This is a genomic window from Rhizobium sp. FG113, from assembly GCF_057809895.1.
In genome coordinates, this window is sequence record NZ_JBMDKV010000038.1 from 1 (window position 1) to 23,149 (window position 23,149).

General features: G+C 61.9%; 20 protein-coding genes and 1 pseudogene. 8 read left to right on the forward strand and 13 right to left on the reverse strand.

Features of this window, described 5'->3' with window-relative positions; genetic code table 11:
* Positions 1–93: 93 nt before the first annotated feature.
* Positions 94–543 (forward strand): hypothetical protein, encoded by a 450-nt coding sequence (locus ACODTZ_RS35060; protein WP_309589515.1) that lies wholly within the window; start codon positions 94–96, stop codon positions 541–543.
* Between the two features lie 23 nt (positions 544–566).
* Here the strand turns inward: ACODTZ_RS35060 and ACODTZ_RS35065 are convergent, their stop codons facing one another.
* From ACODTZ_RS35065 to ACODTZ_RS35115, 11 genes and pseudogenes are all read right to left on the reverse strand, one after another.
* Positions 567–1,493, reverse strand: a complete 927-nt coding sequence (locus tag ACODTZ_RS35065) for a DUF2493 domain-containing protein (protein WP_309589514.1) — start codon at positions 1,491–1,493, stop codon at positions 567–569.
* Positions 1,494–1,800: 307 nt separating this feature from the next.
* Positions 1,801–2,838, reverse strand: a complete 1,038-nt coding sequence (locus tag ACODTZ_RS35070; RefSeq protein WP_489031816.1) for a DUF7146 domain-containing protein — start codon at positions 2,836–2,838, stop codon at positions 1,801–1,803.
* Positions 2,838–7,160, reverse strand: coding sequence for a strawberry notch-like NTP hydrolase domain-containing protein (locus ACODTZ_RS35075; protein WP_309589512.1), 4,323 nt, complete (start codon positions 7,158–7,160; stop codon positions 2,838–2,840). The genes ACODTZ_RS35070 and ACODTZ_RS35075 overlap by 1 nt, the downstream gene beginning before the upstream one ends.
* A 159-nt stretch (positions 7,161–7,319) precedes the next feature.
* Entirely contained in the window at positions 7,320–7,964 is a 645-nt protein-coding gene (locus ACODTZ_RS35080) for a DUF8835 domain-containing pootine (protein WP_309589511.1), read from the reverse strand.
* Positions 7,957–8,373, reverse strand: coding sequence for a hypothetical protein (locus tag ACODTZ_RS35085; RefSeq protein WP_309589510.1), 417 nt, complete (start codon positions 8,371–8,373; stop codon positions 7,957–7,959). The genes ACODTZ_RS35080 and ACODTZ_RS35085 overlap by 8 nt, the downstream gene beginning before the upstream one ends.
* Before the next feature lie 65 nt (positions 8,374–8,438).
* The gene (locus ACODTZ_RS35090) at positions 8,439–8,987 is read right to left on the reverse strand and encodes a hypothetical protein (protein ID WP_309589509.1); all 549 of its coding nucleotides are present in this window, start codon (positions 8,985–8,987) and stop codon (positions 8,439–8,441) included.
* A gap of 222 nt (positions 8,988–9,209) precedes the next feature.
* Positions 9,210–9,350 carry a hypothetical protein gene (locus ACODTZ_RS35095; RefSeq protein ID WP_489031819.1) on the reverse strand — a complete coding sequence of 47 codons (141 nt, stop codon included), beginning with the start codon at positions 9,348–9,350 and terminating at the stop codon, positions 9,210–9,212.
* A 417-nt stretch (positions 9,351–9,767) separates the two neighbouring features.
* Positions 9,768–10,073: a hypothetical protein gene (locus ACODTZ_RS35100; RefSeq protein WP_009450568.1), complete on the reverse strand. Its 306-nt coding sequence runs from the start codon at positions 10,071–10,073 to the stop codon at positions 9,768–9,770.
* Positions 10,074–10,170: 97 nt separating this feature from the next.
* Entirely contained in the window at positions 10,171–12,309 is a 2,139-nt protein-coding gene (locus ACODTZ_RS35105) for a ParB/RepB/Spo0J family partition protein (RefSeq protein WP_309589508.1), read from the reverse strand.
* A 124-nt stretch (positions 12,310–12,433) separates the two neighbouring features.
* Positions 12,434–12,830: pseudogene (locus tag ACODTZ_RS35110) on the reverse strand (DUF2958 domain-containing protein).
* A complete protein-coding gene (locus tag ACODTZ_RS35115) occupies positions 12,827–13,789 on the reverse strand; it encodes an ArdC family protein (RefSeq protein ID WP_100237024.1) in 963 nt (320 codons plus the stop codon). The pseudogene ACODTZ_RS35110 and the gene ACODTZ_RS35115 overlap by 4 nt, the downstream one beginning before the upstream one ends.
* A 235-nt stretch (positions 13,790–14,024) precedes the next feature.
* On the opposite strand from ACODTZ_RS35115, the gene ACODTZ_RS35120 reads away from it, so the two are divergent.
* The 5 genes from ACODTZ_RS35120 to ACODTZ_RS35140 are packed head-to-tail and all read left to right on the forward strand — an operon-like array spanning position 14,025 to position 19,880.
* Entirely contained in the window at positions 14,025–14,618 is a 594-nt protein-coding gene (locus ACODTZ_RS35120; RefSeq protein ID WP_009450572.1) for a DUF6088 family protein, read from the forward strand.
* Positions 14,611–15,627 (forward strand): nucleotidyl transferase AbiEii/AbiGii toxin family protein, encoded by a 1,017-nt coding sequence (locus ACODTZ_RS35125; protein WP_309589507.1) that lies wholly within the window; start codon positions 14,611–14,613, stop codon positions 15,625–15,627. Before ACODTZ_RS35120 ends, ACODTZ_RS35125 begins: the two co-directional genes overlap by 8 nt.
* Before the next feature lie 23 nt (positions 15,628–15,650).
* A complete protein-coding gene (locus tag ACODTZ_RS35130; protein ID WP_309589506.1) occupies positions 15,651–16,973 on the forward strand; it encodes an SIR2 family protein in 1,323 nt (440 codons plus the stop codon).
* Complete coding sequence (locus ACODTZ_RS35135; RefSeq protein ID WP_489031823.1) at positions 16,970–19,000, forward strand: ATP-binding protein; 2,031 nt, start codon at positions 16,970–16,972, stop codon at positions 18,998–19,000. Before ACODTZ_RS35130 ends, ACODTZ_RS35135 begins: the two co-directional genes overlap by 4 nt.
* Positions 18,987–19,880, forward strand: a complete 894-nt coding sequence (locus ACODTZ_RS35140; RefSeq protein ID WP_309589504.1) for a 3'-5' exonuclease — start codon at positions 18,987–18,989, stop codon at positions 19,878–19,880. The genes ACODTZ_RS35135 and ACODTZ_RS35140 overlap by 14 nt, the downstream gene beginning before the upstream one ends.
* A 275-nt stretch (positions 19,881–20,155) precedes the next feature.
* Here the strand turns inward: ACODTZ_RS35140 and ACODTZ_RS35145 are convergent, their stop codons facing one another.
* Both ACODTZ_RS35145 and ACODTZ_RS35150 read right to left on the reverse strand, forming a co-directional pair.
* On the reverse strand, positions 20,156–20,665 hold the full coding sequence (locus ACODTZ_RS35145; protein ID WP_309589503.1) for an N-acetyltransferase: 510 nt from the start codon (positions 20,663–20,665) through the stop codon (positions 20,156–20,158).
* A gap of 4 nt (positions 20,666–20,669) precedes the next feature.
* Complete coding sequence (locus ACODTZ_RS35150; RefSeq protein ID WP_010335689.1) at positions 20,670–20,969, reverse strand: type II toxin-antitoxin system TacA family antitoxin; 300 nt, start codon at positions 20,967–20,969, stop codon at positions 20,670–20,672.
* Between the two features lie 302 nt (positions 20,970–21,271).
* Between ACODTZ_RS35150 and ACODTZ_RS35155 the strand changes: the two genes are divergently transcribed.
* Complete coding sequence (locus ACODTZ_RS35155) at positions 21,272–21,463, forward strand: hypothetical protein (protein WP_489031826.1); 192 nt, start codon at positions 21,272–21,274, stop codon at positions 21,461–21,463.
* 19 nt (positions 21,464–21,482) lie between these two features.
* Positions 21,483–23,138: a recombinase family protein gene (locus ACODTZ_RS35160; protein ID WP_405048969.1), complete on the forward strand. Its 1,656-nt coding sequence runs from the start codon at positions 21,483–21,485 to the stop codon at positions 23,136–23,138.
* The last annotated feature ends 11 nt before the right edge of the window (positions 23,139–23,149 follow it).

The window sequence follows — 23,149 nt, forward strand, 5'->3', positions numbered from 1 at the left end:
TTTCTCCGAAACGTTCTCAATGGCTTACTCGCGTGAGCCATATGCGATTGCCCTGATTGGTCAGATCGGGCATTTTATGATGACGGCGAATGGGTGACATGGTCAGACATTGACGAACAGCTTCGTCACAAGGAATGGGGAGCGAAGTATCCAAACGCCATCCGATCAATGATCCCGTATTTTGAGGACCTGATCTCACTCGCTGAGAGCTACCATCTGGAGACGGGCCTGCATTTATCTGTGTATGGCGACATCGGTGAGCTGTTCGGTGCCATCACCTACGGCATCAAGTTGAACAAGACCTACGCGCAAGGTTCGGACGGCAGGCTCGAAAATGATCATGTCGAGATCAAAACCATCACTCCTTTCAAGAGCAAAGACGTGGTGATGGTGGATACATCAAGGCATTTCAGCAAGCTGCTCGTGGTCAAAATTAATGCGGAATTCCAGGTCTCCGGGCGAATGGTCAGCCGCAAGCAATTGCCAAAGCGCTCAGGCCGTTATGTCCGAATTCGTTGGGACGACCTGGCGCTATTGCAGTAGTGCTTATGCTGAACAGGCAGCGCTCACGCGCTGCCGGTCCCGAAGCGATAGACCGGGATGCCCATCTTGCGGGCCTTGTCGGCCAGGTTGTCCTGAATACCCGTGCCGGGGAAGATGATGACCCCGATCGGCATGATGCCGAGCATCTGGTCGTTGCGCTTGAAGGGTGCTGCCTTTGCATGTTTTGCCCAGTCGGGTTTGAAGGCGACCTGTGCGACCTTGCGGTTATTGGCCCAAGTGGCCGCGATGCGTTCCGCGCCCTTGGGTGATCCGCCGTGCATCAGCACCATGTCCGGGTGCTTGGCGTGGACCTGATCGAGCTTGGCCCAGATCGTCCGGTGATCGGTGGTGTCACCGCCCGAAAAGGCGATCTTCGGTCCGGCGGGCAGCAGCACCTCGTTGTCGACCCGGCGTTTTGCGGCGATGAAGTCGCGGCTGTCGATCATGGCCGAGGTCATCTGGCGATGGTTGACCCGTGAGCCGGAGCGTTGCGACCAGGGCATTCCGGTGGTGCGCAGATAGATGTCGGCGGCGGTATCGCGGAAGGTTTCCATGCTGTCGCGGCGCTCGATCAGGCTTTGGCCCGCGCCAATCAGGGTTTCGAGCTGGACGGATTTGACCTCGCTGCCATCCTGTTCGCGCTGAAGGCGCTTCTGTGCCTGCTCGTTATCGTCGAGTTTGCGTTCGATCCGCTCGACAGCGCGGTGAAAGGTGTTGACGGTGGACCAGAGGATCTCGTCGAGGTCGAAATCGAGGCTGGTGTCGGCCATGGTGGAAATCAGGGCGTCGAAGATGTCGGAGACTGCGCCCTGAATGACGTGATCTTCGGGTGTAATCCGGGGGTCGGCCTCGTCTTCGGAGGGGCGGTAGCCGTAGAGTTCGAGTTCTTCGATGGCGTGGCCGGTCGGGGACGTCCTGTGCTCGGGTTCGAAATCGTCGTGCGCGTACATGGGATGCTTCCGTCAGTTGGACCGCGACCGTCGCGGCCTTCATGGCGAGACACGCCCACGGGCGCTCCGGTCTGGCAGCGCGAGCCTCTGGCGAGGGTCTTGATGGCAAAGCCCGGCTGATTTGTTTCGCGCTGTAAAGGCCGGCTTGCCCGCCGACGGAAATCAGTCGGGCGCCGCCATTGCCTGACCGGAGCGTTTGTGGGCCGATCGCCCTCTCGGAAGGCCAAGGCGCAGTCCTCTGCTGATGACAGGATGCAGCCAATGCGCATGACGGGATCGGAACGCCCCGATCACGGCCCCGTGCCGGCTATGCGATTGAAGCCATGAAGCGGCTGACGTCCTCGGGAGCGATTTGCACCCGGATCTCTGCCTGAACGGCATCCAGCCCGTAAGTTGCGAGATCTTCGTTGAAGTCCCCCATCATGGGCGAGAGTGTGATGGCCTCGATCCCGGCCTCGTGCGCCCGGTCCATCAGGCTATCACGAGCGCTGTCACCTGCCGGATCGTTGTCACGGACGATATAGAGCCTGCGCAGTTGCGGCGGGAAAAGGATGGCGGCGAGGTGTCCGGCCGAGAGTGCGGAAACCATCGGCATGGTGGGCAGAGCCTGACGCAGCGACAGGATGGTTTCGATACCTTCCGCCGCTGCCATGACATCCTGCGCATCATCAAAACGAACCGCATGTCCGAGCAGGTCGCCCATTGCCTTCCTCGGCGGATCGACAGACGCCTTGCCGGAACCGTCCGGGGCCAGCCATGTGCGGTGTGCGCCGGTGATCCTGCCATTGAGGTCGGTGACGGCGGCGATCATGGCGGGCCAGGCTTGCGTCGGGCCATCATCCTCGGGCCGCCAGTAGCAGTTGGGGTGGAAGCGCAGATTTGTGGTCTGGCGTAAATCCGTAATGCCGCGTCCGCGTAAATACGCTTCTGCGGTACTGTCGATCAGCGGCTGGGTCATGCGCCAGAGGCGGCGTGCGGCCTCGGATGATCTCGATGGTGTTGGCGTTCGGGACGGACGGGATGGCGGCTGCGGTTCAGGATGCGGCAGGGTGAGGAAGCGCCGGGCTTCTTCGGCAACGTCGGCGAAGTCGATCAGACCGAGCGAATCCCGGATGACATCGAGCAGATCGCCATATTCACCCGTGGCCGAGTCCTGCCATTTACCGGCAATGCCTTTCACGCTGTCGTGCAGCCGGACGAACATGGAGCGGCCAGCCGTGTTTCGGACATCACCAACCTGCCAGTAATTGCCCTGTTTGCGACCATTCGACAGATAGTGACGGCACACCGCCTCGGCCTGTCGGCCGAGACGCTGCGCCAGTTCGGAAGCGTTGAGACGCGCCATTATGCGGCCTCCCGCTCACCGATGCGCAGGGCCGGGAAGCGGTCGAGCAGTTTGCCGGTGATCTCCGGTCCTGTTGCATCGACGGGCACGAAGAAGCGCAGTTTCCACGAGATGATCTCACTGAAGAGGCCATAGGCCCGCAGCCGTTCGCGCATCGCGTCAGTAAAGCCGGTCAGTTCGATCCGGTTGGCGCCCATGACGCGGACGCGGCGCAATTGCAGCCCCTCGGCGAGATCAAGGATCGTGCGACCTTCGATCAGCGCGGTATAGGCGGCATCCGGTGTCAGGCTGTTGGTGACGCCACTGGTCGAAGCATTGGCGGCCCAGGCCGGCGATACCCGGCGACCGATGATGCGTTCGCCCTCGTCGGTCTGGAGCCGATAGACGCGGGCGGAGTCCTGCGGCAGGCGTTTCCAGATCGGCAGAAGCAGCCCTGTCACCATATGCAGGATGCTGTCGGTGAACTCCGGCACCTGGGCCAGTTCCGCCTTCCAGGCTGTGGTGAAGGCGGCACGGTCAGCCTCGATCCAATGGGTCTCGCCCGTCGCCCGCACCGGAATGTTCATCGCCTCCATGGGACGGATCAGCCGCACGCGCCGTTCGATCTCGCCATCATCCAGCATGACGCTGGTGGTCGGGATCTGCACGGCGGCGCGACCGGATCGCTCGTTGATGAGCAATCTTGCGCGGGGATCATCCAGTTCCGCGAGGGCCGCATCGAGCGTAACCGGCTGATTGCGTTTGCGCTCGGTGAGCGTCAGGAGCCGGGTTTCCGCGCCGGTGCCCGGATGGGTGTGGATCACTTGCCGGTCGGTGACGATGAAACTTTCGGCCTTCAGCGTTTCCAGCCCCATATCATAGGTGCCGGATGCAATCGCCCCGTCGATACGCGCCTGCAGAAGCTGCTCGAAGGCGGCGAACAGGATGCCCTGCAATTCGATGGTCAATGCTAGCAGGCGGTTGAGGAAGGTGGTGATCGGCGGCAGTTCGTCCTTCACACCATTGCTGTCCATCAGCTTCAGGCCGGTTGCGGATTCAAACCGTTCGAGCGAGCATCCCTCGACCTTGCCGCGCACAATCAGCAGATAGAGCTGGCGCAACGCATCGCGAGCATAGGCGGATTCCAGATTATCCTCTGGACGGAACAGCCCCTGACCGCCGGTCTGGCGCTGGCCGCGTGTGATCGCGCCCAGCGTGTCGAGGCGGCGGGCGATGGTCGAGAGAAAGCGCTTCTCGGCTTTGACATCCGTGGCGATGGGTCTGAACAGCGGCGGCTGCGCCTGATTGGTGCGATTGGTGCGGCCCAGCCCCTGAATGGCGGCATCGGCCTTCCAGCCAGGTTCCAGCAGGTAATGCACGCGCAGCCGCTGGTTTTTCGCAGAGAGTTCGGCGTGATAGCTGCGCCCCGTGCCACCGGCATCAGAGAAGACCAGAACGCGCTTCTGGTCATCCATGAAGGCCGAGGTCTCGGCAAGGTTGGCAGAAGGCGCACGGTTCTCGACCGCAAGACGTGCCGATACCCCGTCACCCTTGCGCACGATCCGGCGTGAGCGGCCTGTGACCTCGGCCACCATATCCGTGCCGAAGCGCTGCACGATCTGGTCGAGCGCTCCGGGGACAGGCGGAAGCGAACCCAGCTGCTCCAGCATCTCGTCGCGCCGCGCCACGGCTTCGCGGCATTCCACCGGCTGACCATCGCGGAAGACGGGGCGTGACGACAGGTTGCCCTCGCCATCGGAGAAGGGTTCATAGAGCTGCACCGGGAAGGAATGCTGCAAATACGAGCCGACATACTCCCTCGGCGTGACATCGACGGAAATATCGTTCCATTCCTCGGTGGGGATCTCGGATAGCCGGCGTTCCATCAGCGCTTCGCCGGTCGAGACGATCTGGATGACGGCCGCATGGCCCGCTTCAAGATCGGCATCAATGGACCGGATCAGGGTCGGGGTTTTCATGGAGGTCAGCAGATGGCCAAAGAAGCGCTGCTTGGTGCTTTCAAAGGCCGAACGGGCGGCGGATTTGGCCTGCCGGTTCAGCGTCCCATCGCTGCCGGTGATGTTGGCGGCTTCCATCGCCGCGTCCAGGTTTCCATGAATGACAGCGAAGGCGGCAGCATATGAGTCGTAAATGTGCCGCTGTTCGTCCGTGAGCTGATGCTCGATCAGTTCATATTCGACGCCATCATAGGAGAGTGAGCGGGCGGTATAGAGGCCGAGAGATCGCAGGTCGCGGGCCAGGACCTCCATCGCCGCAACGCCACCGGATTCGATCGCCTCGACGAACTCGGCGCGGGTCTGGAACGGAAAGTCCTCACCGCCCCAGAGGCCGAGGCGCTGAGCATAGGCGAGATTATGGACGGTGGTGGCGCCAGTCGCCGAGACATAGACGACGCGGGCGTCGGGCAGCGCGTGCTGAAGCCGCAGGCCCGCACGTCCCTGCTGCGAGGCGGCGACATCACCGCGTTCACCTTTTCCGCCACCGGCATTCTGCATGGAATGGCTCTCGTCGAAGATAATGGCTCCATCGAAATCGGACCCCAACCATTCGACGATCTGCTTGACGCGGGAAACCTTCTCGCCCCGGTCGTCGGAGCGTAGCGTGGCATAGGTGGTAAAAAGGATGCCTTCCGACAGCGTGATCGGCTTGCCCTGCGGGAAGCGTGACAGAGGCGTGACCAGCAGCCGTTCCATGCCGAGCGCCGACCAGTCGCGTTGCGCGTCCTCGATCAGCTTGTCGGATCTGGAGATCCAGATCGCCTTGCGCCGACCGCGAAGCCAGTTGTCGAGAATGATGGCGGCGGACTGGCGACCCTTGCCGGCGCCGGTTCCATCACCGAGCATGAAGCCCCGGCGAAAGCGGATCGATCCGGCAGCATCCTCGGGCGCGGCACTCACATTGTCGAAATGCTCGTCCACGGTCCAGGCGCCGGCGAGATGATCGGCGTGGGCTTCACCTGCATAGATCACCGTTTCAAGCTGGGCGTCCGACAGACGCGCGCAGATGTCGGGCGGCAGCATGGGCCGGTAGGACGGCTTGGGCGGTGCGACGGAGGCCATGGCGGCGGATTGCACCAGCTTGGTCGGATGCGGCTGTGCACCAGCGATACGCAGCGATTGCAGCGCATATTCCTCATAGATCGCGTCGGACAGGCGAGCGCCTTCCGGTGGCGTCCAGTCCACGGTCTCATAGGCGAGTTCGACGCCATCAGGATCATTGGCCGAAGCAGCGACAGATCGCGTAACCGCCGAGCGTGCGAGATAGCCCCGCACGGTCTTCGGCGCGGTGGCCGAAGCGGAAACCACGATCTTCGGCAATGACACTGGCAGGCGCGGCGGAACCTGTTCCTCGATCCATCTGATCAGCGTGGCAACATCAGGCGCGATCCCCGGCGAAGCCGGCAAACTGGCGGGATCGTCGGCGGGCAGTTTGTCGATCACGGTCAGCCGCGTGTCGATCGTGGTGCCGTGCTTTGCATAGACCGCGCCATCGACGGCAGCGCTGAACACCACGCGGCCACGGGCCTGCAAGCGGATGAAGGCGTCCCGCCATGCCGGAGCTTCGGGGCCAAAGCCAGCGCCGGTGATCGTCACCAACCGCCCGCCGGGAGCAAGACGGGCCAGTGCCGCGGCAACATGGCGATAGGCCGCATCCGCGACACGCCCGCTGACATTGGCCATGACCGAGAATGGCGGGTTCATCAGCACCACGGACGGGACAGCATCCGGAGCCAGATGATCATCGATCTGGGCGGCGTCGAAGCGGGTGACGGCAAAAGCCGGAAAGATCTGGGCAAGCAGATCGGCGCGGGTCTCGGCCAGTTCGTTGAGGATCAGCGAGCCACCGATGGTCTGCGCCAGGATCGCCAGAAGGCCGGTGCCCGCCGATGGTTCCAGCACCCTGTCATCGGGCGTAATCGCGGCAGCCGTCAGAGCGGTAAGGCCGAGCGGGATCGGCGTCGAAAATTGCTGGAGGTTTTGGCTTTCCTCGGAACGCCGGGTCTGCGTGGGCAACAGCGCCGCGATCTTTGCCAGCACGGAAATGCGTGCCGCCGGAGACGCGGCTTTACGGAAAAGCGCCTTTCCGTATTTGCGTAAGAAAAGGACGGTAGCGACTTCGCACGCCTCATAGGCCAGCTTCCAGTCCCAGACGCCAGTAGCGTCGGACGCGACGAAGGCCGTTTCCATAGCACGGCGCAAGGTGGCGGCATCGATGCGTTCACCGCGTTCGAGAGACGGAAGCAAAAGATTAGCCGCAGCCAGAATCGCGGGCGCAGCCGCCAGTGGCGTGACCGGATCGGCCACGGGAAACACCATGTTCATGTCGGAAACCTCAGGAGAGCAGAAATGGAAGAGTCCGAACAGCGCTCTCTCTCGACCGCCCGGACTTAACCCCTTCCGGCCCGCCTCTGACTCTCAAAGCGCAGCATAAAAAAAGCGCCCCGACCGGACGGTGGGGCGCTTGTCAGTGTCTTCTCGGGATCATCCGAAGCGGCGACCAGCTGCGGTGAAGGTGTATTCATTGGCGGCAATGGTTTCATCGACAGCCTCGTCCGAGGACAGATAATCATACTCGCGCTCAAGCTGGCGGTAGAGCCAGCGGGCCAGATCGCGCAGCGCCTCGATGACCGCCTCCTCGGCATCAGCGGTCATGTCCTGCCAGGTCGGGCTGTCGCGCTCGACCGTGATCGACATGCAGTATTCGTGATAATAATGGTCGCGATGGCTGGCATCGGCGCGAAGCTGATAGAAGTTGCGGCGCTGGACCGCCTGAAGGGCATCGGCGATACGATGCAATTCGGTGTCCTGCGGTGCGTGCTCCCGGATAAGGCGCGGAGCATGTTTCCGGTAGGAATACCACGATTCAAAGCACGCACCGTCACCTTGTGAACAGAAGCCGCGGAACCAGATGCAGGGTTCCTGCCGGGTGCCGCCGCCCATCAATCGGACGGTGCGGGTCTTGAGGTTCAACCCGAGGATTTCCGCGATGCGCTGGAAATCCTCATAGACGGCATCGTACCAGTCATAGTCGAAGCCGCCCTCACGATACCAAGCACGGGCCTTGTCCTTTGCCGCATCAGACAATTCGTTGAGGCGATAGACGGTGGTTTCGATGACCTCAGGCATAGGGGGCTCTCCCTTCCAGAACCGAGGAAAGCCAGCCATCGGTATAGATCCAGTCCACTGTCTCGCCGGTGGCGAGATCAAGGACATGCGCCCCGCCGCCGAACCCGTCGATGCGTGGCTTCGAGCAGCTATTTGCGTATTGCATCCCCCATAAACCGGTCAGGCTGAACTCGGCGGCGCATCGCTTGACGAACTGGATGACATGCTCGGGATCGCCGGTGACGTCATCGCGCATCCAGAGCTGCGTGCCGCCATGTTCGGGCTGGATCGATAGCAGGAAGCCGTCCGAGGGCGGGTCTTCGGCAGCATTTTCATCCGACAGAGCGTTGTAGAGATCGAGTGCGCGAGCGGCGTTTGCGGGGGTGCCCACTTCGAGCAGGCAGGAAAAGTGCGTGTAATAGTCGGCCATGACGGTCTCCGGACATGACATGGCCCGGCGTATGGCCGAGCCGAATGGGACGGAATGGGTGAAGCTCAGGCGGCCTGCGGCAGGCGGAGCAGATCGGCCGCGTGTTCGCGCCAGTTGGGATCGACCAACCGGGCTTCCAGCGCAGCGGCGCGGTAACGCAGCCGTCTCGCATCACCGGGGTCCGAGGCCCGGAATGCCATACCGCGCAGGCGGCTGGCCTCGGTCACGATCCTGCGTGCCTCGGCATCGGATGCGACTGGCTGTTGCCAGAGGATAATGCCGGCGCGGATTTCACCGGCGAGGACCAGGCGCTGATCTCGGTCCTGAATGAGCATGATGCGCGGCTGAAAATATGGGAAGCTGTCCGGCCCCGTGCAAATATCACCGCGCGCCACGCGCAAGGCGGCGGCCTGGATGGCCTCTTCCGGTGACGGGCATTCCCCAAGCGGGATCATGCGGTCGAAGCTGTTCGCCGCGTCACTGGCGTCATAGTTGGCGACGCCCAGACAAGAGATGCGAAGCGGCAGCTTTTGCGCTCGATAAAGCGCGGGCAGAACATCGACAGCCAGAATCTGACCGATGGAACGGAAGGTTTCGGAACGGACAAAGGTCATCGGGGTCACTCCATGACGGGCGCCGGTGAGCCTCTCTCTCCGACCCTCAACCCGTCACGGCCGAACGGCCCGCACTCTTCCTCTCTGACCGGGGCAGCCCGGTTCCGCCGTCGGCGATGGGCAACCATCGCGACGCGCTGAAGGCCCGAAGCGCGGGCTGCCGCGCTCGGGCCGTCGGGGATGAGGCGCTTTCGCGCCTTATTCCCACGGGTCCAGCTCCAGCTACACCATGTCGTCGTCGCCGTCGAACTCGGCGGCAGGGCACGCGGCGTGGGTGCCGTCTCCGGCCTGGAACACAACGATCGAAACCATCAGCGTGGCGGCAAGGCTGGCGGCGAAGGCGGTGGCATCTGCATAGGACATGGGTTCCGGCTCCTGTCTTTGGGAGGCGGGGGACCATCCCCCGCGCGACAGGCGCCCGAAGTGTCTGACCGGATCTGCAATCACCCGAGGGCGTTCGGACTTTTCCCGAATCCCCGAGGGCGGCACGCGCGCGTAAGCCGACCCCTTTGGGGTTGAATGTCAAAGAGACGGATCGGACCAAGGTTTGCGAATGGAAGCGGGGGTGGTTTTTCGCATCTGACAGGATGCCGGATACCCGTCGCAGATGCTCTGCCGCGTCAGCCTTGCCACCATGCTGGCATCAGGATCGTGTTCCTTCAGGCCAGAGATGGCTGCCGCTTGTCCTGATCGGGATGGCGGATTGCATGGTGAAGCCGGATTGGGCCCGTCCGGTGCAGACATCCCATCCTCACGGCCAGAGACCCTGCGATCGGGTCTTCAGCTCCAAAGCCCATCGGCAATTTCGCGGGCAACCATCGCGCGGGCTTTCATCATCAGATCGTCGCCCGATGTATCGATGTGACCATAGAAGCGCGCACGGCCGCCATGGGCAGTCCATTCGGCATAGCGGCAGTATTCACGGGCATCGAGCCGGAAAACGCGCATATCTTCGGCCCAATGGGGCTTTGGCTCCACAACAACGGTCATGCCGTCGCGGCTTTCCTCCCAGGGCAGTGTACGCTCCAGCGGACGGTTTTCCCGATCCTGAGCAAATATTTCATCAACGTCGATGCTGGCAGCCATGGCGGCTCTCCAAAGAAAAAGCCCGATCACGAGGATCGGGCGAGTTACGGAAACGGAGCGGTTAGAACGGGGCGACCGAAGCCGCCCCGCATGAGTGCTATTCAGCAGCGACCATATGCTGTTCTTCCTCATCGTCAGCGGGGTCGTCCTCGCCATCGCCGGAGAGGAAATCGGGCAGATTGTCGGCTTCCGCCGCAGTGCCCGATGCCGGGTCGACTTCGATACCCTCGTCCGCCATGCGCAGCGGCTCAGGCAGCCAGCCGGTTTCCGCCAGCAGGCGTTCGGCTTCCTTGGCCATGTCGCCCTTCTTGAGATGTCCGATCAACTCGGCGGCCCGGTCTCCGGCCCCTTCACGTACAGCTTCAAGGATACGCGGCTTGGTCACGCGGCCGAGATAATTGCCGACCGTCGGCCGCCAGCCCACGGCCACCATGTCGAGGCCGGTCGAACGGGCCAGCCGGTCAGCCTGCGACAGGCGGATGTCCAGCCCGTGCTGGCTGACGCCCGTGCCGCTGTAAGGGTTCGGCTTCTCATAGAGCGCATTGACACCGAAGCTGACGCAATGGGCGAGTAACTCCATGCGCGACCCATCGTCCAGATCGGTCAGCCAATCCCAGAGGGCGGCATCGTCTGCCGGGACATGATCGCGCCAGCGTTCGTGGCGGTCAGCGATAGCCTTGGCCGACGCGCTGTCGCGCAGATCCTCGGCCTGTGCGGGCAGATGAACCTCCCGGACCTGGGCTTCGAGGCATCCCTTGCTGGAATGCGGCATGAAGCAATCCATGGCCAGCCTGTGCAGCAGTGCCGTCATAGCGACATGCGGGTTTACTGCCACCGCATCCCGCAGCGCCAGCGTGCGATGCGCGGTCAGCTCGCTGACCAGGCGATCGGGCAGCGGCTTGATGATGTCGGCCTCGTCTTCCTCCTCAGTTTCGACCGCCTGGCCGCCCAGCGTGATAACTGCACCCATGCGGCTTACCTCCGGTTCTGCCCGCTGGATCACCTCGCCGGTTTCCGGGTCAACGATTTCAGCTTCCGGTTCCGCAGGCGTTTCATCTTCGGCGCGAACATAGCCGCGCTCGATCAGCAATGCGCCATCGGCGTCGATGCTGATGAAGACACCCGCCATGCTGATCTGGTCCGGCTCGAAGGTCATCGGACGGCGCTCGAAGGTTTCCAGAGCCAGTTCGATCTCACCCAAGCGGGCGTCGATCTCGTCAGGCAGCTCGTCCGCCTCGCCATATTCGACTTCAAGCCGGTCATACTCGTCGCGCAATGCTTCGTGGGTGGCGCGTTCCTCTTCGCTCAGATCGACCGTGGTGCCGACAATCTGGCGTAGGCCATGGTCGTGACCATAGGGGAAGGTGATGGCGACCTCGATCCATTTCCAGCCCTCGGCGGCGATGGCTTCGCCCTCGGCCTTCAGTTTTTCGCCCACCAACCGGTCGAGCAGCACCGGATCTTGCAGCCAGCCACCATCGTCCTGCTGAAAGAGATCACGCAGCACGCAGCCGCCAGCCTCTTCATAGGCATCGATACCAACGAACACCGCCCGTTTGTCGGCGGCGCGGACTGTGGTTTCGGTCAGCAGGCGTCGGATGTGGTAGGGTTCCTTCTGCCAGCCATCCCTGATCGCTTCCCAGACCTGCTCCTGACGGGCATGGTCAGAACTGACGCTGAAGGCCATGAGTTGTTCCAGCGTCATGCCGTCCTCGGCATAGACGTCGAGCAATGCCGGTGAGACGGAAACCAGACGCAGGCGCTGTTTCACCACCTTGGAGTCCACGAAGAAGGCGGCAGCTATTGTTTCCTCGGTCATGCCCTTTTCGCGCATGGCCTGGAAGGCGCGGAATTGGTCGAGCGGATGCAGCGGTGCGCGCTCGATATTCTCGGCGAGCGATACCTCGTCGATCAGCACATCGGCGCTGGCCTCCGACACCACGCACGGGACCGGCGCGATCTTGGCGAGGCGCTTCTGCTTGACCAGCAGTTCCAGCGCCCGGAAGCGGCGACCGCCGGCGGGCACCTCGAACATGCCGGTTTCCTTGCCCTCGGCATCCACGACCGGGCGGACATGCAGGGACTGGATCAGGCCGCGACGGGCGATAGACTCGGCCAGCTCCTCAACAGAGATCCCGGCCTTGACGCGCCGGACGTTGGACTGGCTGAGCACCAGTTTGTTGAAGGGAATGTCGCGCGAGGATGACAGGGTGATCTTTTGAACGGCAGTGGCCATGTCAGTGACTCCATGACGGACGCCGGTGAGCCTCTCTCTCCGGCTATCAGCCCGTCACGAAGCGAAGCGCCGCCCTCTTCCTCTGAAGAGAGCGACGCCAGCCGCAGAACCTGAAACCCGGAAATCAGGCACTCCGGTTTTCTGTATCGGCGGATGTGCGGGAAAAGCTCGCACCGACGCGGTAGAGCAGACGCTCGGCGGCGCGGATGCTGCCGGTCTCGCGGGCGGCCTCGGCCCAGACCGAGATCGGGAAATCGCCGGTGAACAGCAGATCGCGCTCGATCTCCATGCCGAAGGGCAGCCGGACTGACTGCATCTCGCTAAGGCTCCACGAGCCCAGTTCGGGATAGCCGAGATCGGCCAGACCGAACATGATGTCGCCATCCTCATCCAGTTCGGTGGCAAGCCAGACGCCTTCACCGATGGGATTGAAGAACTTCACGACCGGGAATGTGATCTTGATCGCGCTGGCGACCATTGGCCAGCAGGCGGTCGTGCTGTGCGCCTGTCAGGAGGATCATGCCGCCGCCCTCCGGTCGGTTTCGCTCGCATCCGACTCCCCGGTGTCTTCGGCAAGCAGATGCGACAGCAGCCAGTCCGCCGCCTTGCTGGCCTGCGAGGCCGCGCGGACAATGGCGCGGGAATCCTCGCGCATGACCTCCAGCCACGATCCGATGTAATCGGCATGGCGGACGGTCGGCACGATCCCGAGCGCGGCGCAACTGAAAGCTGCGGTCTGTTCGGCAATCATCTCCTCGAAGGCGTATTTCTTCGAACCGAACGAGCCGGTCAGATCGCGGTTGAGGCGGCTGTGATGGCCGCTGGCGTGCCCCAGTTCATGCAGGGCCGTCCTGTGCCAGTTGATCGGCTCGAAATAGGCTTGCGGAGGCGGCACCTGCACATAGTCGAGCGACGGCATATAGAAGGCGCGATTGCCGCCAATACGGAAGTCGATGCCGGTGGCCCGGATCAACGCCTCGACCTGAGGTTCGATAAGGCCCGGCGGCGGTGGCGGCGCGACTGCCGTGATCTCATCGGGTAGGCCATCGCATTGCGCGGCGTTAAAGACCGTGAACCGCTTCAGGAACGGAATGGCATGCGCATCCTCACCCGTTTCGCGGGCACGGCGCTTCTCGTCCTCGGGGGTGAAACGGTCGGCATAAACGACAGTCGTGCCACGTTCGCCCTTCCTGACATTGCCGCCAAGCGAAAGCGCCTGGCGGAACGTCAGCCACGCCTGAGCGGGGAAACCATGCTGGATGACAGCCCCCCAGAGGATGAGAATATTGATGCCGGAATAGGACCGGCCGGTTGAAGCATTTCTCGGCAGGCCCAGCGGGGCGGTATCAGGCGACGCACCCCAGGGCTGGACCCATGGCAACCGCCCTTGCTCCAGCTCGGCGATGATCTTGTTGGTGATGTCGTCGTAAAGGTTGCTGCGCGCGCCACCTTCCGCGAGGTTACGACCCTGTCTGGCCATCGGGATGATCTCCGCGACGGGTGCCGGAAGCCTCTCCTCCAGCTCTTAACCCGTCACGGAAAATCCGTCCGCACTCTCACTCTGAAGGGGGCGTTGCGGGGATCTCCCCGCAGAAGGGGTAGGTAGAGACCAAGGCTCGGCCGCAGGGGAAGGCTTTCCCCCTATTCGGTATGTTCCCCTGCGCTTCCTTGAAAACTGTCAGAAACCCGCGTATATTTCCAACAGGAGAAAGACGATGACACGGCTGACCGAACAGATTCTGGCACATGCGACGGGACTTCCCGAAGGGATGCCCGTGTCCGCCAAGGGCCTGCTCCACCTCGGAAACCGGGCGGCCGTGGATCAGGCATTGTCGCGTCTGTCCGAGCGCGGGCAGCTCATCCGCGCCGGTCGTGGCGTCTATCTGCGCCCCATCGCCAGTCGGTTTGGCACGCGCGCACCTTCGGTCGAGCAGGCTGTCGAGGCCCTCGCGACCCAAAAAGGGGAGATCATCGTCTCGAACGGAGCCGCCGCGGCGAACGCGCTTGGCTTGACGACGCAGGTGCCCGTCCGCTCGGTCTATCTGACCTCCGGACGCAGCCGAAAGATACACCTCGGCAAGCAGGTCGTCGAATTGCGGCACGCGCCGCGCTGGCAACTGGCCCTGGCCAACCGCCCCGCAGGCGAGGCCGTGCGGGCGCTGGCCTGGCTCGGCCCCGAAAAGGCGGAGGCCGCGCTCACGACCTTGAAGCGGAAGATGCCGCCCGGCGTGTTCGGCGAACTGGTCGCCGCCGCGCCGCAGCTTCCGACATGGCTCGCGCAGAGCGTCGGAAAGGCGGCCTATGGCTGACGTTTTCCTCCAGCTTTCGGCCGAGGATCGGCGTGACGCGTTGAGCGTCGTCGCCGACCGTTCGGGTCGTCCCACCCATCTTCTCGAAAAGGATGTGTGGGTGGTGTGGGCGCTGGCGACGCTCTACGCGGCACCGCTCGGCGAGCATCTGGTGTTCAAGGGTGGCACGTCGCTGTCGAAAGCCTATCAGGTCATTCGCCGGTTTTCGGAGGACGTGGATCTGACCTACGACATTCGGGCGATTGCGCCCGATCTGGTTGGGGACAATGGCGAGGGTCTGCCGAAGACACGAAGCGAGGAAAAGCGCTGGTCCAGCGAGGTCCGTCGGCGGTTACCGGCATGGGTCGCGGAAACCGTGCAGCCTGTGATCGAGACCGCACTGGCCGTCGAAGGTCTGGCGGCGGCCGTCCGCGTCGAGGATGAGAAGCTCTTCATCGACTATGAGGCGACCGCAGCCGGGTCCGGCTATGTGGCTCCAAGCGTCATGCTGGAGTTCGGCGCGCGCTCGACGGGCGAACCGGCGAGTCTGCGCGACATCGTCTGTGATGCTGCCGGCCTGATCGAGGGGCTGCTCTTCCCGACTGCGCGGCCGCGCGTCATGCACGCGGAGCGGACGTTCTGGGAGAAGGCGACCGCCATCCACGTCTTCTGCCTCCAGGAGCGGCTGCGCGGCGACCGCTTCGCGCGACATTGGCACGATGTTGTCCGACTGGACGAAGCCGGCTTCGCGGAAGCCGCTTTTGCCGATCGCGACCTGGCCAACGCTGTCGCTCGGCACAAGTCGATGTTCTTCGCAGAGAAGGCCGCCGACCGCACGCCGATCGACTATGCAGCGGCTGTCAGCGGCGGCTTGCAACTCGTGCCGGTCGGCGATGGCGCGAAGGCGTTGGAGGATGACTATGCCCGCATGGATGAGGATGGACTGCTCTTCGACGACGAGGAGCCGTTCGAAGCGCTCATGGCGCAGTGCGCTGATATAGCCGCGCGCGCGAACAGAGCAGCCAAGTAAGAAACTGGGAGGACCGGGGGTATATGAGCGAAGTCGAAGAAGAGCGAAAATTCCAGTTTCTGCGGGACGGCGATGCCGAGCCATCTGAACTGGACTGGAACAAGGGGATCGAGAGCGCCCGCAAGGCGATTTCCGAGGCCATGAACGCCAAGAACATCGCATTTCTGCTCGGCGCCGGATGTTCTTCCCTGATGAAGGACAAAAAGGAACTCGGCATTGCGACCATGGCGCCGCTGGCCAAGGAGTTTTGCGGCGAAACCATCGAGGCACGCGCGGCGGGATTCTACAGCGATCCGCCAACAGCCGGCGCTGTACCGGCGCCGTGGCGGCTAACCAAAGACGAACTCGACTATCTCGATGCGCTCGGGGTCGACCTCGCGAAGGATTACAGCCGTAACCTGGAACGCTTGATGGAGGTGCTGTTCGCGCAACGGTTCGTGCTGCGCCAGAGCGAGAATCCCGATCTTCACCCCTATCGCGCTGTTCTCGACGGCATCATCAAGAAGGTCCAGGACTTCCTATGGACCCGTGTCACCCAAGGGGCCTTCGCCACGGAGGGCGACACGACCGTGCGCGACCTCTACGAGCGTTTCTACAAGAAACTGGTCCTACGCGATCGGTCCTTGCCCCGGCCCTGGGTGTTCACGACCAACTACGATCATTTCAGCGAATTGGCGATGGATCGCCTGGGCATTCCCTATGCCAACGGTTTTTCCGGCGTCGTAGAACGCCGCTTCAACCCGGCGATCTTCCGCTATGCTCTGGCCGAGCAGCTCGACGTCGCCAGCCGCAAATGGACCGCCGTCGACGCCTTCGTCTATCTCTGCAAATTGCATGGTTCGGTCACTTGGACCGAGGACGATCATGGCCTCTTCCCGATCAAGGAAGTCTGGCCACCGGAATCCACGAACCAGATGCTGATCTATCCGACGCCGGCGAAGCAGAACTCTTCGCTCGGCTCGCCCTACGCAGACCTGTTCCGGGAATTTCAGTCCCGGATCGTGCGCGAGCAGAGCGTTCTCATCACGGCCGGCTACGCCTTCGGCGATGAGCACCTGAACAACATCATCTACCAGGCCCTAACGATCCCGACCTTCCGCTTGGTGATCTTCGCGGCGCCGGATACGGACGGCGAGATCGCCAAGCTGCGGGCGCTGCGCGATCCGCGCATTTGGATCATTGGAGGCAATGGTCCTACCGCGGGGACGAGGGCGCACTACTTCGACATGATCGTCGAGCATTTCATGCCCCAGCGCCCCAGCGACAGGATTGATGACGCCGTCCGCAAGGTGTTGTCGGAGCTGGCGCCGAAAAGGGGCGACGAGACAAAGGATGGCGAGGCATGAGCCACGACGATCGCAAGCGGGCGATCGGCAAGGTGGTCTCGGTCGCGGCCGACCGCTTTGTCGTCGAGATGCACGTCGGCACCGACAATTTCACGGTCGTCGGCTTCGACGACGTGCATTATGTGGCGCGGCTGGGATCATTCCTGATGATTCCGTCGCAGTCGGAATATGTCGTGGTCGAGGTTGTCGGCTTGCGTGAACGCGATGCGAGCACGCCGTCCGAGCGGGGCGACTTCGACCGGGCTGGCTCCTCAAAATATCTGGATGTGGTGCCCGTCGGCATGTTGCCGATGCGCGGCGACGCGTTCCGCTTCGGTGTGTCGGTTTTCCCGTCCCTCTATGCGGACGCACTCTATGCCCTGGACGGCGAACTCGATCGCATCTTCGAGACCGAGGCGGCCGTCGTGCCGTCAATCGGCCCGGATGGTGGCGTCTGCCAACCAGAAGGCGCCACGCGCTACCGGGTTCTGCCAATCGGCAAGTCCGTGGTGTTCGAGGACTACGACGTCAAAGTCCGTCTGAACGAGTTCTTCGGTGGCCACGTTGCCGTCCTGGGTAACACCGGCAGCGGCAAGTCATGCACGGTCGCCTCGGTACTACAGTCTCTTTTCGACAAGCCGGACGAACATCACGCTCGCGGAGCGACGTTTATCGTCTTCGACGTGAATGGCGAGTATCACGAGGCGCTTGCTCCTTTGGCAAAAGACGGCGGCATCGGCGTCCATCGCGTAACCCTTGATGGGACGACCGCTGGCTTTCGGATGCCGCACTGGTTCCTGGAAATGGCAGAATGGGAACTGCTTTTGCAGGCGAGCGAGCGAACGCAACTGCCGGTCCTTCGGACGGCGTTAGGTCTGACAAGTCTCTTTCATGCCAACACGCCAGACGCTCTGGCTCTGCGCGAGCACTTTGTCGCCACTTGCATCATCGAGTGCTTTCGAGGTGCGGATGGCGACTCCCCAGTGTCGAAGTTTCAGCGCGTCGTTTCTCTTCTTCAGAAGTATCCGACGAACGATCTGAATATGGCGTTGTTGAACCGCTTCAGTCCGAATTTTCAATACGGAAATTTTTCTGGCAACAACCAATCGGCATTTCTGGATGAAGTAAGGAAGAAGCTCCAGAAGGATGCTCCCTTACCAGCCTACAATCGGACGCCGTTCTCTTTCGATGAGCTGCACGAATGTCTGGATTTCGCGATCCTTTATGAGGAGGCCCACGGCAACCGTCAAATCCGAGATTACTGCTCGTCCATGGTCACGCGGCTCAGATCTCTCCAAGAGAGGACTGAATATGCCTTTTTACGTCACGAAGGAGCTGACGTTGGTGCGGCTGTAAGCGATCTGGAGTTCTTGACCAACATCGTCGGTCTGGAAAGGGCTGTTGGTGAAGCGTTCACCAAACGCAATCAAGTCATTATCATTGATCTGAATTCCGTCGAAGATGAAATCGTTGAGCTGGTCAGTGCGGTCATCGCACGCATGCTTTTTCGGTTTCTTCGTCATGCGGAACCAAGAAACCGCTTCCCGATACACCTGCTCCTCGAAGAGGCTCACAGGTATATTGCCTCTACGCCCTCCCGGTTTTCCATCGACGCAACCAAGATATTCGAGCGCATCGCCAAGGAAGGACGCAAATACGGCATGTTCGTGCTCTTGGCATCACAACGCCCGAGTGAGCTGTCCAAGACGGTTCTCAGCCAGTGCTCCAATTTCCTGGTTCACCGCATCCAGAACCCCGACGATCTTTCTCAGATTCGGCAGATGACGCCGTTCATCTCGGATTCGGCCTTGAAGCGTTTGCCGTCATTGCCTCGGCAGCACGCGCTGGTGTTCGGAACATCGGTCAATCTCCCGACGACATTCAAGGTGCGGGAGGCATCACCGCGGCCGCGCAGCGACGATACCGCCGTGGTCGATTTGTGGTTCCACGAAGAAGGTCGAGCCGCCGACATTCGACTCGCTCCGGCCGATACCGCTGGAGGGGAGCCGATGGCAGTAAACGAAGCGTCAGACGATGACATCTTCTGACCATCTGGAGACCCTGGCGCAGGCGCTGGAGGTCACGGGAGACTACCGGGTCATCCGGCGTCTCAAACCGCGCCCTCGCATCGTTCCTCCGCCAGGCACGCCGCTGCGCCTCGGCCTGGTGGTCGATGTGGAGACCACGGGGCTCGACCCTCAGCGCGACGAGATCATCGAACTCGCCATGACACCATTCAACTACGGCTTGGATGGCACCATTTTCAGCGTGGGCGACAGCTTCCAAGGGCTGCGTCAGCCGAGCAAGCCTATCGCCCCGGAAATCACCGCGATCACGGGCATCACCAACGAGATGGTGGCCGGCCAGATTGTTGATCCCGCAGCGGTAGCCTCATTCGCAGCGCCGGCTTCGCTCGTCATCGCGCACAATGCGGCGTTCGACCGCCGCTTCCTTGAACGATTCAACGACGTGTTCTCGACGAAGCCGTGGGCATGCTCGCTCAGCCAGATCGATTGGGCAGCAGAGGGGTTCGAGGGCACGAAACTCGCCTATCTCGCTCAGGCCGCCGGCTTCTTCTACGACCGCCACCGCGCGATGCACGACTGTCTTGCTACGGTCGAGTTGTTGGCGATGTGGCTGCCCCGATCTGGCGCTACAGGTCTCAGCCGTCTCCTGGACGGCGCTCGTACCGTTTCTTGGCGAATCTGGGCGGAGAACGCGCCCTTTGACCTCAAGGATGTCCTTAAAGCGCGGGGGTACCGCTGGAACGGCGATCCCGGCCCGCAGCCGCGCGCCTGGTATATTGACGTTCCCGAGGCTCAGTGCGAGGCCGAACTACGGTTCTTGAGAACGGAAATCTATCGGTATGAGGTCGATCCCCCGGTTAGGCGGATCGATGCCTATGATCGGTTTTCAGACAGGATCTGAGTGCCGTCGAACGCCGGGCTATTGCATGCCCTTCCGGCACTTCTTGGCAAGCGTGGCGGAGACGAACTTTTCCCTTTTCGTCATGTCGGCGCGCTTTTCCACCATGTAGTGCCTAGCAGTCATGCTTCTCGCAGCTGGCATCCTGCAACGCGTGGTTATGGAGGCGGTCGCGGATTTCCTTCGAGATCCTCGCCTTGCCGGTCACCGTCTTAAATGTTCGGCGCAGGTCCTTGCCTCAATTTAGCAAGGAAGACGTCCACCAAACATGGGGCTATTCACCTTCCAGCCTCACGGAGCGACGCAGCAATATCGCTGATCGAGCGAAACAGGACCAGTTCATCATCTCTGGTAGGCTCAAATCCTCGGCGCTGCCAGAGTTCGGCAGCCTCCCCGGCGACGGCGTTGACCATCAATGCCCGCCCACCGATCAGCGATGCGGCCTGAACGCAGCGTTGGAGGGCATGCTTCACAAGGCCAGTCCCGATGCCCACCCCGGCGGAGCCGATGTCGGTCGCGAGCTGACCAAGCAGCATGCAGGGAATTGGATTAGGCGGCTGCCCCGTCCGGATGGAGCGCGGTAGCACCGATGGCACAACGGCTATTGGTGCAAGGCCGTAATATCCCACCACACGCCCTGCCTCATGCACGACGAGAACGGCGGTAAAGCCCTTCTGCTGATTGGAGAGCGCTCGGGTTTTCAGCCAGTGGTCGAGCGTCGGCTTGCCACAGGAAAACTGGGAAACATCGTGATCGGCGGAAAGCGGCTCGGGTCCTGAAAGCAGCAAGGGGTTACCGCTTCGCCGCGTAGCCGGGCTCCCACGGCGCAGGCCGCTTCAGCACTTCAACCATCTCCGGAACAGGAGCGGCCGGGCGCGACAGCACATCCATGAACTGAGCAAAGCCTTCCGGGCTCATCCGGATCAGGCCCTGCTCCATGACGACCTCCTCGGCCGCGCGCACAGCGGCATCTCGCACGAAATCGGTGCGCGAGCGGCCGCGCAGGCTGGCGGCGCGATCGATCATGGCAACATCCGCTTCGGGCAGACGCATCGAGATCGGATATTCCTTGCGTTCGGCAGTGTTGCCCATGGCGAGTCTCCTTAGTCGGAAGATAGCGCCTTGTATCTCTAATTACAATACGATAAAGTCTCATTTGCAAGCAACAGCTTCCGAGGGACCAGCAACGAGGCAAAAGATGACGGCGACAGCGAGCGATTCCGACAGGTCATTTTACTCTGCCATGGCACGCCATGTTACGCCGCCGCACGCCATAACGCGCATTGGCACACTGAACGCCGCCAAATGTTCGCCCGCAAATTTCGTTGCTAATGCCGGGCATGGGACGAATGCTGTCAGTTATGACCTTGCGAGCCCCACAAAACACAGCAAAGATGACAGTAGCCGAGCGCGAAGCGCTGCTCGAATCTTTGCTGCTGGACGCGCCGGAGTTGACGTTTACGCCGTGCGGCAGTCGCGACCCTCGCCTTCTGCGTCTGGTCGGCATCCTGGCAAAGCAGGCGGCACGGGAATGCTTTGCAGAGGAAGTGAAGTTGTCCAGGCAAAGGAGGAAGCGCACCTCCTGATGCGGATGGGAGCAATGTTTTGAAAGTCGCGATCTACGCCCGTTATTCTTCTGACAATCAACGCGACGCTTCCATCGCCGACCAGCTTCGCATGTGCCGCCTCCATGCCGAAAAGCAGGGCTGGCACGTCATCGAAGAATATACCGACCACGCGATTTCAGGAGCATCCCTGATCCGTCCGGGCATCCAGGCCCTGATGACCGACGCCATGAGTGGCCGGTTCGACGTGATCCTCTCTGAGGCGATGGATCGCCTCTCGCGTGATCAGGAAGACATCGCCGGTATCTTCAAACGCATGTCCTATGCGGATGTGAAGATGTTCACCTTGTCTGAAGGCGAGGTCAGCCATCTGCATGTCGGTCTGAAGGGCACGATGAATGCCCTCTTCCTTAAAGATCTTGCTGACAAGACCCGCCGCGGCCAGCGCGGCCGTGTCGAGGCTGGCAAATCGGGTGGCGGCAATTCCTATGGCTACGATGTGGTCAAGAAGCTGGACGCCAATGGCGAACCCATTCGCGGCGACCGCACCATCAACGAAGACCAGGCCGCCGTCGTTCTCCGCATCTTCCGCGACTACGCCGCCGGTAAGTCGGCAAAGACCATCGCTTTTGCACTGAACAAGGACGGCATTCCGGCCCCTTCGGGCGGCGACTGGGGTTTCAGCACGATCAACGGCAACCCGAAGCGTGGCAACGGCATCCTCAATAATGAGATGTATGTCGGCAAGATCGTCTGGAACCGCCAGCGCTTCGTAAAGGACCCGAACACCGGAAAGCGCCAGGCGCGCCCCAACCCGGAATCGGAATGGGTCATCCAGGAGACGCCAGAGCTCCGAATCCTCGACGACGATCTCTGGAATGCTGTGAAGGCACGGCAGGAGAAGAACAAGCTCACCCGCGACGATAACGGCAACACAGATGTCCGCACCGTCAATCACCGGCGGCGTCCCAAATACCTCTTCTCGGGCCTAACCAAATGTTCATGCTGTGGTGGCGGGTACTCCGCGATCTCGGCAACGCTGATCGGATGCTCGACGGCTCGCAACAAGGGCACCTGCGACAACCGTGTCAATATTCGCCGTGATGAATTGGAATCGCGCGTGCTGAACGCGCTGCGTACCAGACTCGTTGACCCTGAGCTGTTCGCCCATTTCTGCGAGGTGTTCACGCAAGAGATGAACCGCCTGCGAATGGAAGGCCGCGCCAGTATTGCCTCGTCTGAGGCTGAGCTGACCAAGATCAACCGAGAACTGGAAAAGATTCTCGATCTATACCTGAGCGACGCGCTCTCCGTGGAAATGGTGAAGGAGCGAAGCAACAAGCTCGAGGCGAGAAAAGCCGATCTGGAACTGTTCCTAGCCGAAGCTGACGAGCCACCGCCACTGCTCCACCCGAGCATGGCGCTGCAATATCGCAAGCGCATCCAGCAGCTCTACGAGTCGCTTCAGGATGAAGACGAGGGAAAGCGGATAGAGGCCGCCGACACCATTCGCTCGCTGGTGGATCAGATTGTGCTGACGCCGGTCGCGGGCAAGGTGGAGATCGACGTTCAGGGCGATCTTGCTGGAATCCTTACGATTTCCGCGCAAACGAAAAACCCCGCCTCGGGGGCGGGGTCTTCGCAAGTAAAGATGGTTGCGGGGGCAGGATTTGAACCTGCGGCCTTCAGGTTATGAGCCTGACGAGC

What these genes read in the sequence shown, in the direction of transcription:
- ACODTZ_RS35065 (WP_309589514.1), bottom strand. Translation starts at nt 1,493, where the DNA reads ATGTACGCGCACGACGATTTCGAACCCGAGCACAGGACGTCCCCGACC.
- ACODTZ_RS35070 (WP_489031816.1), bottom strand. Translation starts at nt 2,838, where the DNA reads ATGGCGCGTCTCAACGCTTCCGAACTGGCGCAGCGTCTCGGCCGACAG.
- ACODTZ_RS35075 (WP_309589512.1), bottom strand. Translation starts at nt 7,160, where the DNA reads ATGAACATGGTGTTTCCCGTGGCCGATCCGGTCACGCCACTGGCGGCT.
- ACODTZ_RS35080 (WP_309589511.1), bottom strand. Translation starts at nt 7,964, where the DNA reads ATGCCTGAGGTCATCGAAACCACCGTCTATCGCCTCAACGAATTGTCT.
- ACODTZ_RS35085 (WP_309589510.1), bottom strand. Translation starts at nt 8,373, where the DNA reads ATGGCCGACTATTACACGCACTTTTCCTGCCTGCTCGAAGTGGGCACC.
- ACODTZ_RS35090 (WP_309589509.1), bottom strand. Translation starts at nt 8,987, where the DNA reads ATGACCTTTGTCCGTTCCGAAACCTTCCGTTCCATCGGTCAGATTCTG.
- ACODTZ_RS35095 (WP_489031819.1), bottom strand. Translation starts at nt 9,350, where the DNA reads ATGTCCTATGCAGATGCCACCGCCTTCGCCGCCAGCCTTGCCGCCACG.
- ACODTZ_RS35100 (WP_009450568.1), bottom strand. Translation starts at nt 10,073, where the DNA reads ATGGCTGCCAGCATCGACGTTGATGAAATATTTGCTCAGGATCGGGAA.
- ACODTZ_RS35105 (WP_309589508.1), bottom strand. Translation starts at nt 12,309, where the DNA reads ATGGCCACTGCCGTTCAAAAGATCACCCTGTCATCCTCGCGCGACATT.
- ACODTZ_RS35115 (WP_100237024.1), bottom strand. Translation starts at nt 13,789, where the DNA reads ATGGCCAGACAGGGTCGTAACCTCGCGGAAGGTGGCGCGCGCAGCAAC.
- ACODTZ_RS35120 (WP_009450572.1), top strand. Translation starts at nt 14,025, where the DNA reads ATGACACGGCTGACCGAACAGATTCTGGCACATGCGACGGGACTTCCC.
- ACODTZ_RS35125 (WP_309589507.1), top strand. Translation starts at nt 14,611, where the DNA reads ATGGCTGACGTTTTCCTCCAGCTTTCGGCCGAGGATCGGCGTGACGCG.
- ACODTZ_RS35130 (WP_309589506.1), top strand. Translation starts at nt 15,651, where the DNA reads ATGAGCGAAGTCGAAGAAGAGCGAAAATTCCAGTTTCTGCGGGACGGC.
- ACODTZ_RS35135 (WP_489031823.1), top strand. Translation starts at nt 16,970, where the DNA reads ATGAGCCACGACGATCGCAAGCGGGCGATCGGCAAGGTGGTCTCGGTC.
- ACODTZ_RS35140 (WP_309589504.1), top strand. Translation starts at nt 18,987, where the DNA reads ATGACATCTTCTGACCATCTGGAGACCCTGGCGCAGGCGCTGGAGGTC.
- ACODTZ_RS35150 (WP_010335689.1), bottom strand. Translation starts at nt 20,969, where the DNA reads ATGGGCAACACTGCCGAACGCAAGGAATATCCGATCTCGATGCGTCTG.
- ACODTZ_RS35155 (WP_489031826.1), top strand. Translation starts at nt 21,272, where the DNA reads ATGACAGTAGCCGAGCGCGAAGCGCTGCTCGAATCTTTGCTGCTGGAC.